This window comes from Bradyrhizobium erythrophlei, assembly GCF_900129425.1.
Lineage (GTDB): Bacteria > Pseudomonadota > Alphaproteobacteria > Rhizobiales > Xanthobacteraceae > Bradyrhizobium > Bradyrhizobium erythrophlei_C.
In genome coordinates this window covers 4324571-4337592 of record NZ_LT670817.1, presented here as the reverse complement: position 1 = coordinate 4337592, position 13022 = coordinate 4324571, and the positions used below count along the sequence as shown (strand labels likewise).

Genomic DNA, 13022 nt, shown 5'->3' with positions numbered 1-13022 from the left:
TCTGGCTGGAGGTGGCTCCAAGACGTGGATCCCCGGCGCAAGGCCCGGCATGACGAACAGCGATCCCGGAACAAAAGACGCGCTTACGTCTTCGGGAAGTTCAGTTCCACGCCGACGCCATCGGGATCGTAGAGAAAGAATTGCGTATCGCCGGTGCGCGGCACGATGCTCTCGCGGAATTTTACGTTCTTTGCCTGCAGGCGCTTGCGCACCCCGTCGGCATCGGTGGCGGCGAAGGCGATATGGTCGAGGCGGCCGGTATCCTCGTATTTCTTTTCGGTACCGCGCACCACGATGCCCTCGCGGGGCTTGCGTGTGCCCATCAGATGCACCGTGGCGACACCGCCGGAATAAAGCCAATAGCCCGGGAAATCGAGCGGCGGCCGCTCGCCGTTTTCCAGGCCCAGCACGTCGCAATAGAAGTCCTTGGTGCGCTCCAGATCGGAAGGTTCGATGGTGTAATGTTGCAGTCCGCCGAGTGGCATAGGTCATTCTCCTTAGACGAAGGTTAAGTCGGCATCGGCGCCCATCATCCAGGCGCCGACGGTTTCAAAATGCCTGAGCTGCCCCTGCAATTGCTGGGTCACGGTGTGGATATCGCGGAAGCGGCGCTCCAGCGGATGGCTCTCGAAGATCGCCGTGGCACCCGCGGCATTGTAGGCGAAGTCGACGGCCTCGCGCGCCTTGTGGATGGCGTGGGTGGCGGCCATGCGGACGGTGATGCGCTGCTCGACCGTGATGGTGGCACCGGCGGAGAGGTGCTTCCAGATGTCGGCCATCGACTGCAGCACGAAGCCGCGCGCGGCGCGCAGATTGACTTCAGCCTGAGCCAGATTGGACTGAACCACGGCATTGTCGCGCAGCGGACTCTTGCTGCCGCGCGCCACCTTGTTGCGTGCCATCTCGACAAAGATGTCGAGCGCGTCGCGGGCGATGCCGCAGGCCACGCCCGCGAAGCCCACCTGGTAGCAGGTCCCGGAGCCCATGCGGTAGAGCGGACCGCTCTCGCGGCACTCGCGATCGAATTCGCGGGTAATCGAATGGTCGGATCGAACGAAGAAGTCGTTCAGCGCGAACTGGTCGCTGGCGGTGCCGCGCAGGCCGACCGTATTCCAGATATCGGTCCAATCGACATCCTCGGTGCGCACCAGCATGGTGCGCTCCTGCTGCTCGCCGTCTGCGTCGCGCTTGGGCGAGCCGTCGGCCTGGTAGATCGGGCAATGGGCACCGAGCCAGGTGGCGTGACGGCCGCCCGACGCGAACGACCATACGCCCGTGACCCTATAGCCGCCATCGCACTCAATAGCCCTGACCTTGGGGCCAGGCCCCCAGGCCAGCACCGCGCGCGGGTCGTTGCCGAAGATCGCGTGCGCCACCGGGAGGTCGAGATAGGCCGCCGACATCGCGCAGCCGCCGGCCTGGCTCAGGCACCAGGCGGTCGAAGCATCGGCACGCGCGATGGTTTCGATCACATGGAAGAAGGTGATGGGATCGGTTTCGATCCCGTTCGACGAGCGCGGCAACAGCAAACGAAACAGCCCCGCCTCATGGAGTTGGTCGAGCAAGGCCGGCGGCAGCCGGCGCCTGGTCTCGATCTCGTTCGATGCAGCCGCGACCGCCGGACGGACCGCCTCGGCGCGCGAGATCACGGTCTGGTCGCCCGCAAGGTCGGCAGAAGTCGCAATCAACGTGTCCAATTCTATGCTCGTCTTCTATGCTCGTCGGACAGTGGCCGTGGCGGTGGATAGATCAGCGGTGAGGGCCAACTCCCGGTCGATCTGCTCGATCGACTTGCCCCTGGTTTCGATTCCAAGGAAATAGTACACCGCTCCGGCCATCAAGAACCAGCAGCCGAGATAGACGAAGGCCAACGGAATTTTCGGCAGCGGCACGTCAGGCTTGAGATAGTTGCCCGAGCCCACGATCAGGGCAAGGCCCACCGGCCCGATGATCTTGCCGATGCCGCCGAAGCCGTAGGCGGAACCCATGCCTGAGGTCCTGAGGTGTGAGGGCCAGATTTCCGCCGCATAGGGTCCGACGATGGCAAAGCCGCCGTCGGCGAAAAAGTACGTGACGGCCAACAGCAGCCAGAATGCGGATACGCCCATGATCGTTGCGTCGTAATTGTAACCCGACACGATGGTCAGCACGCCGGCGCCGAAGCCGAGCAGTCCGCCGGCATTGCGCCGTCCCATCAGTTCCGAGAAAAAAGAGAAGGAGAGGCGACCCACGAAGCCGAAGACGGTCAGCAGGATCATCATCTTGGAGGCCTCCTGCGGCGTCACCTTGAGCAGAAGCACGAACAGCGACGGCACCCAGAGCGTGATGCCGTAGACACCGGTTTGCGCGCCGGCGTTGCCGAGCCAGGAGACCAGCAGGCTGCGCGGATATTTAAAGAGGTCGAGCCAGTTGCTCTTGATGATCGGGCCGGCGTCAGCGGCCGTCGGCAGCGGCAGCGCGGACGGTTCCATCTGGAGCGCCCAGGCCAGCGATTTCCGCGCCTCCTCGTAGCGGCCCTGACGGCAGAGCCAGCGCGGCGACTCCGGCACCCAGAGTCGGACCAGCAGCACGAGCAACGCGGGCAACACCCCGATCGCGAACAGCAACCGCCAGTCGCCGCTGCCCAGGGAGGCTCCAAGCACTGCACCCAGACCCGTGCCCAGCGGGATCACGCAGGTCACGATGCCGCCGACCCAGCCGCGCTTGGAGGAGGGCATGAACTCCTGCACCAGCGGCAGGTCCACGCAATAGAGCCCGCCGACGCCGACGCCGACGAAGAAACGCATGATCGAAAGGTAGACCCAGCCATTGTCCGGCGTGAAATACAGCAGGCCGGTCGCGACGGAGAAATTCAGCACGGTGCCGATAAAGACCTTGCGGCGGCCGATGCGGTCGGCAAGCCAGCCCCAGGCGTAGGCGCCCAGGATGGCGCCGATGCCGGAACTCATCAGCACGATGGCGGACTGGCCGAAGGTGAGTTTCCACGGCCCGATCAAGAAGGCGAGCACGAAGCCGATCAGGAAGTAGTCGAAGAATTCCAGCGCATCGCCGATGATGGCCGCGGCAAGGATCTTGATCTGGTTGCCGGTTAGACTCGTGCGTCGGTCGAGTATCTCGAACATGGCGTTTTCCCCTTGGCGCATGTTCGTTTTTTCAAGCGGGCGTCGCGCCTACGCACCGGAGTACCGGGAAAGCTACCCTGTCGCCGCGACGAACGGAAGGGGCCCTTTGGAAATGGCAGCTGTTGCTTAAATCGGTACGTGGAACCGACCATTGCAGATTAGGGTACCGATAGCTTCACGCTTCGCTGGCCCGACCATGTCCGTTCCTTGCGCCCGGTCGATCCGGAGAGAGGCTATAGCGTCCAATTTATTTAACGTTTGCCGCTAACCTTGCGCCGCCCCTGGCAATCGAGGCCGAAGTCGATGGAAGAGAAGCGAAAGCACCCACGGGCCGAAATCAATGAACCCGCCTACGTGTCGTCGGGCGGTTCCGTCATGAGCTGCACGGTCCGAAATATCTCGCTCGAAGGCGCCGCCATCGATGTCGAGAATCCCGCCTTCGTACCCCAGCGCTTTCGCCTCGTGATGGCGAAGGACTCCTCGGTCCGTGAGTGCAGTATCGCCTGGATCCAGAAAAACCGGATTGGCGTCAGTTTTGCCGCAGCACCGCCGGACCCGGATTCTCCGATCGGCGCGTCGCGCGCATAGGGCGCAGCCGGCTGAGTCCAGCGCCCGGCCGCCCCATCTCGGCGGGCGAAGCCGTATCGAGCTCGACCGTGGCTGCGCCGGCCGCTTCGGAATTGGCGTTGGTTCCGCAGGGTCGCGTTCTGAACACAAAGCCGGTGCAAGTCATTACTGCGCGCTCATGGTTGTGATCGGTGTCGGGGCGTGTATCCATGCTGCCGCCTTGCTAAGAGGAGCAGTCATGACGCCAAGCTCACACACCCATCCCTGATCATTCATCCGCGCCTGACTTCGGAGACAACCATGCCTGCTGTGAAGCTCCGGGCCGCAACGATCCTCGGGGAGTTCGAGCAGGCGCAATCCGAGCTTATCGGCAAGGCGGTGGTCCTCGCCGACGGGAAGGCCGGGACCGTGGAAAACCTTTGGCTTGACGAATTCCACGGCCTGCGAATCTCCATCAAGGGCCATGACGGAAAGTGGCCCGTTTCCACGATCAAGTTCGCACAGACCGACTGAACCGGCCGCCGATCCGGGGTAAATCCTGGTGACAGCCCGCTGGCCAAGGCTGAGCGGTGGGCGGCGCCGGTGCCCGCCGACGGTGATCAGCGCTTCAATAGCGATTTGAGTTTCTTGTCCAGTTCCTCGAACGACATGGCGCCTCTGGACATCTCGCCGTTGATGAAGAAGGTTGGCGTGGCATCGACCTTCAGTTGCTCGAACGCGAATTTCTGATCGGCGGAAAGCTTGTCGAGCAACGCCTGATCCTTCACGCACGCCTTGACCGCCTGTTGGCTCATGCCGGCGTCTGCGCCGATCTGCTTCAGGGTTTCCTTGGTGTATTGCACGAGCTGATCCTGTTGCTTGAACAGCTTGTCGACGGTGGCGAGATATTTTTCGGCATCGCCGTTGGCGATGCAGCGCGCCAGCATCGAGGCCGCCGCGGCCTTGATGTCGAGCGGGAATTCCCGGAACACGAAACGCACCTTGCCGGTGTCGATATATTTCGACTTCAGCATCGGGAAGACGTTTTGCTCGAATGCCGCGCAATGCGGACAGGTCATCGACGCGTATTCGGTGATGGTCACCGCGGCCTTTGCCGACCCGACCGCGATATCGGGCAACGCCACCGGCTTTGCCACCAACTCCGCAGTGGAGCCTTGCGCCCTCGCATCGCCGATCAGAGGAAACGGCGCGAAGCCAGCGAGAGCGGCAAGCCCCAGCGACAAGGCGGCAGCGCAGGCGCGACGGGTAAAGATCAACGGCTTGCTCCGGAAATGGCGCTTTGCTGCGGGCTCGGGAACAAGCCGTTCGCTAGCTGGAAACGACTATTCTGGCAATGGCGGCCGGCGCCCGGCCGGACTAACCGGGCGACCCCGCAATGGCTGCGTTTCAACTATGAGGACCCGAGCGAGGCGAAAGGCTATTGAGGCTGATCGGTCTTCGGCTGATCGGTCTTCGGCCTCGCAGCTTCCGCGGCGCGAGCCGCCATCCAGGCATCGTATTCAGGCGTGCCGCGCCGCGGCGGGACGCCGGCGGGCTCGCCGCCCATCCAGTGCGGCATGTCCGCCATGTGCTCGCCCGCGGTTCGGCCGGCGCACGAAGCCAGCAACACACCGCCAATGCCCAGAAAGATCCATTTGAGTTTCGGGAGGGAACACTTCATCTCGAGGTGCTGCCACCGCAATGTGGCTTTCGCGACGCACAATCAAGGCCGAGATGCGACAATAGCGCGAGCGTGCGCGACCATTCCTGATCGCGCTTCTACTCGCCAAGGAGCGCTACGACCCGCCAGCCGGAACCGGCGGGTATCCGCACGACTATTTCAACCGACGGTAGTCGGGGTTGCCGCGTTGCGTGCAGCAGCGGGCTGCGCGGGTTCCGTTACCTGATGAACCACAGGCAGCTGCAGCACGGTGGCCCGCTGGCCTCCACAGAGCTGCGTCACGAGCACGTAGCTTCCGTCGGGAAATTCGATCGCATCATGGTGACGGTGCGGAACATCGGGTTCTACCGCGCCGAATTTTCCAACCCGAAAATTGGTCGACCTGGTCCAAATCCACCGGTTGTCGTATTTGACATTTTCGGTGAACGCCAGTTCGGTCCCGGGAAGCATGCAGACCGCGACCGCGGGCTCGTTTTCTGATGCGAAGCCGCGAGTCGACGTCCCGCGGAATGTCGTGGTGATGAGCGTCTCTCCAATTTTGGCGGGGCGCGTTGCGACAGCGTGCAGACTATAGTCACACATCGGATTGCTCCTCGTTCGAGATAGCCAACCCGCGCCGAGGCGCAGGCCTCTATCAGCGTGGACAGTAGAACCGAAGCCTTTGCCTGATTGTTGGCAATTCTACGGCTCCCTCGGACGGCGCCAAATCACAAATGCGTTTCAGGATGCCGAAAGGTTTGGCTTCTCGTTCACCGGAGACTGAACCGCTTTAAAAGGTACCGGCAAAACGACGCCAGGGTAAACCCCAGGTTCCCTTACCGACAACGCCGTCTTCAGGCCTCACAAGATATTCTAACTGCTTTGAAAACATGTCGCGTAACCCGAGGTTCCCTCGACAACTCGTTCGGCCCGAACTTGCCAGCGTCCCGCGACCAGCTTGCGATCTCGCGTTTCAAAGTCGGCCGCCAGCGCGCTGTCGTTCGAACCAGCCTGAACACGCCAGTCCCAACCATGGTTCAATCGAACGGCTGCAGACCCTGCCAATCCGGATAAGCACGGGTCGCAAAGCCGGGGCACACAAGCGAGGACAAGTTGATCAGACCGTTGCTTACGGTGAGGCGGACACTGCCCCGGCTGCTTTCATAGAGCCCCGGCTGCGCCAGAAGGAATGCCTCCTGCTCGGCGGCGCCGGCGCCCTGGCCGCCGAAGCCATTAACATAGTGATGGCCGTTGCGCTCAACGTGGGTGAGACCGAGTAAGTTCACCAGCGCCAGATCTTGCTGGACCGCCAGTCCAGCCTGGCAGGTGAGATCCTCGGCCGACATAAAATAATGTGCACCATTGATCTCGTTATATTTGCGGCATCGCGCGGCGTTGAGCAGCGATCGATAGATACCCTTGCAGGTCTTGCTCGATACGCCGGTGTAGCCACGGCCGATCGCCCCGACGAACGCATCCAGCGTATTGTCGGCCTCATCGATCAGCACAGGCGTGCTCCCGGCCAGCTTGCGTACGTCCGTATCGAGCGTGATGGCGCGGGGGAGCGGCTGCTCGATATAAAGCATTGCGTCCGCCAGCCGTTTGAGCGCGGGCGTCGATCGCACTTGTCGCCAGAACGCGGCGGCCGTTTCCGCGTCGTGGAATTGCTCATTGCCGTCAAGCGTCACGACATAGTTCGACAGGCGGTCCAGAGTTCGAGCGATGGCGGTGAGCCGCGCTATATCCTGGTCCGGCGCGCCGGACACCTTGAGCTTGAAATAGCTGCACCCGTAGAAATCGATGGCCTCGTCGAGGGTTTCAGGCAGCCCATCATTGACTCTCGCCGTGAGATCGGCCGCGGTGATCGCATCGGCGAGGCCCACAGTATGGCGCAGGGCGATGGATGGCGATGGCGCGAGGGAGGCCAGGAAGCCGTCAAGATCAAATCCCGCGAGATCGGGGGTTAGCGCATTGCTGATACCGGCCAGATTTCTCTGAATGGCTTGATAGAACGATACGTCGTGCGCACGACACAGCGCGTCCAGCAGGGCGCGGTCGAGCAGCGCCGGACCATAGCATGCAATCAGCGGGTTGAGCCCTTGCGCGCCGGCAACGTCGATCTTGTCTTGATAGTGCGCCGAAAAATGCTCGAACGCCGACCTTGCCGCGCTATCCGATAGATAGGCTTGGCGGGCGATGCGCAGAGACTGCCGCAGCTGATTGAAGTTGTCATCATTGCTGAGCGACAGGTTCTTGTCGAACCATTTGGGGGCGAGCAGTTCGGCTGCGGCTCCTTCCGCTTCGCGTCCGGCTGTCGTTCGAATGCGAACACGAACGAACACCTGCGGGCAGTCGGTCAGGGTGACGACGCCGAACTTGAACGGCAGCCGCAATTTCACCGGGCGCTCGTAGAGCTGAATATCGAGAATCCGAAAGGGCAGGGGCGTCATCATGGAGTTTCAGGCAACGCTTCCAGCAGACCGCGCAAATATCCGACGGCGAAGGCGGCCGCGCCGCGACCGTCGGGCAAATAATCGAAGGGCTCGACCGCGATGGTTCCATCATAGCCGTGTCGCCTCAGAGCCGCCAGAACGGGCGCGAACTTCATGTTGCCTTGACCTGGTGCCCGCCGGTTCGGATCATTGACTTGAAAATGGGCGATCAGACCAGTGGGCAGCCAGCGGTCGATCAGCGCCGGAATCTCGTCGGCTTCGGTCAAGCCGGCGGCGCTGCAATCGATCATCGTCCTGAGATGCGGATGATCGATCGCGCGCACAAGCTCGGCCGCCTCCGCGACGGTGTTCAGCATCGCCGTTTCCCGTCGTGACAGCGGCTCGATACAATAGATGACGCCGGCATCGGCGGCGGCGCGTGCGACCTTTGCCAGGCCGTCGTGCACGCGGGCGAGTGCGACCGCATGGGTGTCGCTAGGCGCGATCTGCCGTTGTTTGGGTGAGCCGTGCACCAGCACCGTACCGCCGAGTTCGGCGCAGAGGGCCGTCATGCGGGCCATGACGCCGATGGTGCGCGCGCGTACCGCAGCGTCCGGATCCGTGAGCGACAAACCTTCGGGCTTGACCAGCAGCCAGTGTAATCCTGTGACGCGAAGGCCCGAGGCCTGTACGGTCCTGCGAATTCTCGCAGCCTCCGCCGTGGATATGGTCTCCGGCGCATCCGCAAGGGTAAAAGGGGCGATCTCCAGCCCATCATAACCAAGGCGCGCGGCGTATTCGCACTGCTGCTCCAGCGACATATCGCCGAGAACTTCATTGCAGAGGGCAATATGCATTTCGTGGAGCTCTGAATGTTCAGACGGAACGGAATATGAGGTGGCGAATCCACCCGCTGACCGCTCCAGCGAGGGACGAGGCCCCGGCCTTGAACGCGGGAATGTACAACAGCAGGATGAAGATGGTGACGGTGGCCAGACCGAGGCTGATTGGACGGGTGAAGAACGGCTCAAGGCTGCCGTCCGACAACACCAAACCCCGGCGTAGACTCTTGTCCAGCAATCCGCCGAGCACAAGCCCCAGCACGAACGGCGCCATCTGATAACCTCTGCGGCGAAGCAAAAACGCGCCGATTCCGATCGCCATCATGCAGTAGACATCAAACAGCCGCGACGCACCGGCGAAGGCCCCGACCGTGCATAGCACGAAAATGATAGGCATCAAGACGTGAAGCTTGACGCGCAGCACCAGCAGCAGTGGCCGGATCAGAAACAGCCCGAATACCAGGATGCTGACAGTCGCCAGCGACGTCATGGCGACGACGTCATAGATAAATTGCGGATGCTGGATCATCAGCATCGGCCCGGGCTGGATGCCGTGAATGATCATCGCGGCCATCAGAACCGCCGAGGGCGCAGATCCGGGAATACCGAGCGCCAGCGCCGGAATGATGTGGCCGGGGATCGAGGCCATGTCACCGGTCTCGGCTGCCATAAGGCCGTCGATCGATCCCTTGCCGAACTGCTCACGCTCTTTGCTGACGGCCTTGGCCGCGGCATAGGACATCCAGGCGCCGGCATCTTCGCCTACGCCCGGCATCAGGCCGGTCAGCACGCCGATCACGCCGGACCGCAGTACGGTACGCCAATACTGGGCAACTTCGCGAAATCGCGGCAGGACCGAGTCCTGCATCTCGACCACCTTGCGTCCGACCGGATCGGCGAGCGTCGTGAGAACCTCCGCGAAGCCGAACGCTCCGATCAGCGCGGGGATCAGCGAAATGCCGCCCGAAAGCTGGCTCCATCCGAACGTAAATCGATCGTAGGCGTAAAGTCCTTCTTGACCGATTTGCGCGACGAAAAGGCCGAGCACGCCCATCAACCAGCCCTTGAGCGGATCGTTGCCGACGATGCTGCCGGACATGGCAACGCCGAGCAGCGCGAGCCAGAAGAATTCATAGGCACCGAACGAGAGTGAGACCTCCGCGAGCACCGGCGTAAACGCCGCGAGACACAGCACACCGAACAACGTGCCGCTAAACGCGCCCGAGGTTGCTATGCCGATGGCGCGTCCGGCCTCGCCGCGCAGCGCCAGCGCGTGACCGTCGGCACAGGAGGCAGCGTTGGCCGCGGTGCCGGGAATGTTGAGCAGGATCGCCGTCCGCGAGCCGCCGTAAAGCGTACCGACGTAGGAACAGATCAGAATGAGGATGGCGTCGTTGGGCGGCAACTTGATGGTGAGCGTGGTGAGCAGCGCGATGCAAAGCGTGGCGGAAAGGCCAGGCAGGCAGCCCACCATGATGCCGAGCAGCGCTCCACCGAGGCCAAAGGAGAGCGAGGCGACATTGAGAATGCTCAGATAGGCATGGCCAAGTTGCGAAAGACCGTTCAGCATGATGCGATCTGTCGACTTAGGGCAGATGGACCAGGAAGAAGTCCTGGAAAATGATCGTGATTGCGATGCCCGCGCCGAGACCGATCGCGGTCGCGGCGGCAAACTGGCGCAGCTTTATGGGGGACTCGGTCGCCAGCCGCTGCTGATATTGCAGGGAGAGAATCGACGCCGTCACAAAGATGACGACGGCAAGCCAGAATGGCAAACCATGCCCCACCAGACCCACGCCGAACGCGAGGCAGAGGCCGAGCACCAGCGCCAGACGCTTGCGCCCGGCCTGGCTTGTCGATGGATCGACGGTCTTTGCCGGACGAGAGGGAGGTGCACGCCAACTGCGAAGCGCAAGCAGCGCGCCGAGGATCATCATGGCAATGCCGAGCAAGCCCGGCAGCAGCCCGGGGATCGTGTAGGGATTGATGTCCTGATCTTCGAGCCGGTCCATCATCACCGATCCGATCAGAATTGCCATCCCCAACGTCATCCAGCCGATCGCCGACAGAAGATCGGTGCGCTGCCCGACGACGGTTTCTGGATGCTCGGATGATGTGGAGGACGCCTGCTCGGGCAAAGACATCAACGCGATTCCGAAAAAGTTACTAAGGCCTCGGAACACCGACCGTGTCCGGCGACACTTTGGCTTTGCCGCTGTCGAAAAGCAGCCACGCATTGGCCTGCACCGCCGGGAACGCCGCCTTCTGCGCCGCTTCGCCGTAGACCGGCGCGAACAGTGCGCCGCGCGAGACCGCGTACTTCTTCAACACGTCGCTCTTGGAGACGTTTTCAATCCAGATCTTCTGCACCGTGGCGACAACGTCGTCCGGGACGCCCTTGGGAATGAAAATGCCGAAATAGTTTGTCGGCGCCGAGAAACCCGGAAGGGTGTCCGACAATGGCGGGATCGTTCCGTACCCGTCGAGTTCGAGCGGCTTGTTGCTGACGGTCGCCAGCGGACGAAGCCGCTTGCCCCGGATCATGTCGGCCTCTTCGACGGCCAGTTGGGTAGTGACTTCGGTTTCGCCGGCGACAGTAGCTACGACCGCGGGATTGCCCCCGTCGTATGTCACGTGACGATATTTGACGCCGGCCACCTTGGCGATCAGCTCCATGGCGTTATGGCCAGCGGAGGTCACACCGGCTGTCGCCACCGAAATCTTGCCGGGCTGCGCCTTCATGGCGTCCAGCAGTTCCTTGGCGCTCTGATAGGGCGTATTGGGACCGACGCCGATAACCTGCACATTGGCAACGCTCAGAAACAGGTGCCAGTCGGTGATCGAAGAGTTGAGCGACCCCAACGTCTGGTAAGCGCCGAGATCCTGGGCCGCGCCTGCTGTCCAGGTATAACCGTCTTTCGGAGCCTCCAAAGCGCTGCGCGTACCGATCGAGCCGGATGCGCCGGGCTGGTTGATGATCACGATGGTCTGACCGAGCGGCTTCTCCATCTCGCTGGCCACCAGACGGGTGATCTGGTCGGTCGATCCGCCTGCTGCCCAGGGTACGATCAGATTGATCGGCCGCGTCGGCTTCCAATCGGCCGCCAGGGCCGGCGGGGACATCAGCAAGGACAAGAGGCCAACGACGATGGTGGAGAGCAAAAATGTCGAGCGGAAACCTGAATATTTCACGTACGATCCTTTATTATCCGCCGCCCGGAAACGGGCTGGCAAGCCTGATCGGCTGACGCTTGAATTGGACTGATGTCCAAGCGCCGTCTCCCTGTTTGTGAAAATCTAGACATGCGCCGCTAGCGCCGTCAACCAATTAGTTGATACCCGAAAGCGACTTGGCCACACCGGAGCTGGACGCTCGGACTCCTGTGGTCGAAAGCCCGGAGGCGGGGGCGTGAAAACCGAGCATGCGCTGATTGCAACGACATTCGGCATTGAGCGGAAGGGTTGGTGACCCCAGGACGTGGACTCATTGGCACGTAACCAAATGCGGAATGATGAACGCCTGACGCCCTACCGTCTCTCACATTCTTGACCCAAATCTCCGTTAGGGGAGGTCCGGCAAAGAGGACTGTCTATCATGCGTCGTGCACTTTTCGGATTAGCTATAATTCCACTCATGGTGTCCAGCAGCATCGCTGGTGAAGCGCCGGCCCCAGGTTCCGCTTCCGGTGGTTCGCAAGAGACGTCGTCACCTGACCACGGTGCAAAAGGCAGCAAACATATCTCGACTAAAACTCGGTCTGATCGGGGATCCGCCCCGGGGGCGCTGCCACTCTCGGCAGCAGCAACTTATGCGTCCGAACATTCGGCCAGCCTGCCAATCTCGTCTCCTCCCAAATCGCCGCTACCTTCGACTCGCCCATGGACCGGCTTTTACGTCGGGGCTGGGGCCGGCGTTGGTGGTGCTCAACCATAAGACCGGCACGCCGTAGATTCCGAGCGCATCAGCGCCGAACGCGCTCATTGCGGGCCATGGAGATCTGTGGCCGGCAATTCAACCCGCCGGTTCACGCCGGCGGGCTTTTTCATCTGTCACGCGGCCTCCCAAGGTCATTCCTCCTCGAGCTTTGCCGTCAGGTATTCCAGCATGGCGTTGCAGGCTTGTTCGGCCTCGGTAAGCGTTTTAAAGGGCGATCCGCACACCCTGATGGCGCCCGGATTCCGAGAGAACGAGCGCCACGATGCCACATAGCCGGGCGGTCCGTGAAAGCCGGGACCGTCGCGGCTCTCATGACTGATCACGAAGGAAAAGCCGTCGCTGCTCGCGTTCCATATTTCCATGTCCGCGACGGGATTAACGATGCGGGTGAACTGCATAGCCATTCCACCGCCGTGGCCATCCCGACGCCGACCGGGCCCGGGCATCCCTCATTGTGATCCCCCCAGCCAAGTAAACGGCCCC

14 protein-coding genes are annotated in these 13022 nt (G+C 62.1%); 2 read left to right on the top strand and 12 right to left on the bottom strand.

Annotated elements, in window-relative coordinates:
- Window positions 1–83 precede the first annotated feature (83 nt).
- From B5527_RS20630 to B5527_RS20620, 3 genes are read right to left on the bottom strand one after another with little or no spacing between them, the layout of a single operon-like run.
- Window positions 84–485, bottom strand: a complete 402-nt coding sequence (locus B5527_RS20630) for a VOC family protein (protein WP_079603166.1) — start codon at window positions 483–485, stop codon at window positions 84–86.
- A 12-nt stretch (window positions 486–497) separates the two neighbouring features.
- A complete protein-coding gene (locus B5527_RS20625) occupies window positions 498–1697 on the bottom strand; it encodes an acyl-CoA dehydrogenase family protein (protein ID WP_079603165.1) in 1200 nt (399 codons plus the stop codon).
- A gap of 15 nt (window positions 1698–1712) precedes the next feature.
- Window positions 1713–3122 (bottom strand): MFS transporter, encoded by a 1410-nt coding sequence (locus B5527_RS20620; protein WP_079603164.1) that lies wholly within the window; start codon window positions 3120–3122, stop codon window positions 1713–1715.
- 303 nt (window positions 3123–3425) lie between these two features.
- On the opposite strand from B5527_RS20620, the gene B5527_RS20615 reads away from it, so the two are divergent.
- Both B5527_RS20615 and B5527_RS20610 read left to right on the top strand, forming a co-directional pair.
- Window positions 3426–3710 carry a PilZ domain-containing protein gene (locus B5527_RS20615; RefSeq protein ID WP_079603163.1) on the top strand — a complete coding sequence of 95 codons (285 nt, stop codon included), beginning with the start codon at window positions 3426–3428 and terminating at the stop codon, window positions 3708–3710.
- A gap of 279 nt (window positions 3711–3989) precedes the next feature.
- Window positions 3990–4202, top strand: a complete 213-nt coding sequence (locus B5527_RS20610; RefSeq protein WP_079603162.1) for a PRC-barrel domain-containing protein — start codon at window positions 3990–3992, stop codon at window positions 4200–4202.
- A gap of 86 nt (window positions 4203–4288) precedes the next feature.
- On the opposite strand, the gene B5527_RS20605 is transcribed toward B5527_RS20610, so the two are convergent.
- The 9 genes from B5527_RS20605 to B5527_RS20565 all read right to left on the bottom strand — a co-directional run bounded on the left by B5527_RS20605 (window position 4289) and on the right by B5527_RS20565 (window position 12943).
- On the bottom strand, window positions 4289–4945 hold the full coding sequence (locus tag B5527_RS20605) for a DsbA family protein (RefSeq protein ID WP_079603161.1): 657 nt from the start codon (window positions 4943–4945) through the stop codon (window positions 4289–4291).
- Between the two features lie 161 nt (window positions 4946–5106).
- Entirely contained in the window at window positions 5107–5349 is a 243-nt protein-coding gene (locus B5527_RS20600; RefSeq protein WP_079603160.1) for a hypothetical protein, read from the bottom strand.
- Between the two features lie 159 nt (window positions 5350–5508).
- Window positions 5509–5931 carry a hypothetical protein gene (locus B5527_RS20595; RefSeq protein WP_079603159.1) on the bottom strand — a complete coding sequence of 141 codons (423 nt, stop codon included), beginning with the start codon at window positions 5929–5931 and terminating at the stop codon, window positions 5509–5511.
- Between the two features lie 434 nt (window positions 5932–6365).
- Complete coding sequence (locus B5527_RS20590) at window positions 6366–7778, bottom strand: enolase C-terminal domain-like protein (protein WP_079607399.1); 1413 nt, start codon at window positions 7776–7778, stop codon at window positions 6366–6368.
- Window positions 7778–8617, bottom strand: a complete 840-nt coding sequence (locus B5527_RS20585) for a sugar phosphate isomerase/epimerase family protein (protein WP_079603158.1) — start codon at window positions 8615–8617, stop codon at window positions 7778–7780. Before B5527_RS20585 ends, B5527_RS20590 begins: the two co-directional genes overlap by 1 nt.
- A gap of 19 nt (window positions 8618–8636) precedes the next feature.
- Window positions 8637–10172 carry a tripartite tricarboxylate transporter permease gene (locus B5527_RS20580; protein ID WP_079603157.1) on the bottom strand — a complete coding sequence of 512 codons (1536 nt, stop codon included), beginning with the start codon at window positions 10170–10172 and terminating at the stop codon, window positions 8637–8639.
- A gap of 16 nt (window positions 10173–10188) precedes the next feature.
- Window positions 10189–10740, bottom strand: coding sequence for a tripartite tricarboxylate transporter TctB family protein (locus tag B5527_RS20575; RefSeq protein ID WP_172842620.1), 552 nt, complete (start codon window positions 10738–10740; stop codon window positions 10189–10191).
- A gap of 28 nt (window positions 10741–10768) precedes the next feature.
- Window positions 10769–11794 carry a Bug family tripartite tricarboxylate transporter substrate binding protein gene (locus tag B5527_RS20570; protein ID WP_245332671.1) on the bottom strand — a complete coding sequence of 342 codons (1026 nt, stop codon included), beginning with the start codon at window positions 11792–11794 and terminating at the stop codon, window positions 10769–10771.
- Window positions 11795–12670: 876 nt separating this feature from the next.
- Window positions 12671–12943, bottom strand: a complete 273-nt coding sequence (locus B5527_RS20565) for a hypothetical protein (protein ID WP_079603155.1) — start codon at window positions 12941–12943, stop codon at window positions 12671–12673.
- Between the last annotated feature and the right edge of the window lie 79 nt (window positions 12944–13022).

Coding starts and splice junctions, on each gene's coding strand:
- B5527_RS20620 (WP_079603164.1), bottom strand. CDS start 3,122: ATGTTCGAGATACTCGACCGACGCACGAGTCTAACCGGCAACCAGATC.
- B5527_RS20585 (WP_079603158.1), bottom strand. CDS start 8,617: ATGCATATTGCCCTCTGCAATGAAGTTCTCGGCGATATGTCGCTGGAG.
- B5527_RS20595 (WP_079603159.1), bottom strand. CDS start 5,931: ATGTGTGACTATAGTCTGCACGCTGTCGCAACGCGCCCCGCCAAAATT.
- B5527_RS20580 (WP_079603157.1), bottom strand. CDS start 10,172: ATGCTGAACGGTCTTTCGCAACTTGGCCATGCCTATCTGAGCATTCTC.
- B5527_RS20600 (WP_079603160.1), bottom strand. CDS start 5,349: ATGAAGTGTTCCCTCCCGAAACTCAAATGGATCTTTCTGGGCATTGGC.
- B5527_RS20615 (WP_079603163.1), top strand. CDS start 3,426: ATGGAAGAGAAGCGAAAGCACCCACGGGCCGAAATCAATGAACCCGCC.
- B5527_RS20610 (WP_079603162.1), top strand. CDS start 3,990: ATGCCTGCTGTGAAGCTCCGGGCCGCAACGATCCTCGGGGAGTTCGAG.
- B5527_RS20565 (WP_079603155.1), bottom strand. CDS start 12,943: ATGGCTATGCAGTTCACCCGCATCGTTAATCCCGTCGCGGACATGGAA.
- B5527_RS20630 (WP_079603166.1), bottom strand. CDS start 485: ATGCCACTCGGCGGACTGCAACATTACACCATCGAACCTTCCGATCTG.
- B5527_RS20590 (WP_079607399.1), bottom strand. CDS start 7,778: ATGACGCCCCTGCCCTTTCGGATTCTCGATATTCAGCTCTACGAGCGC.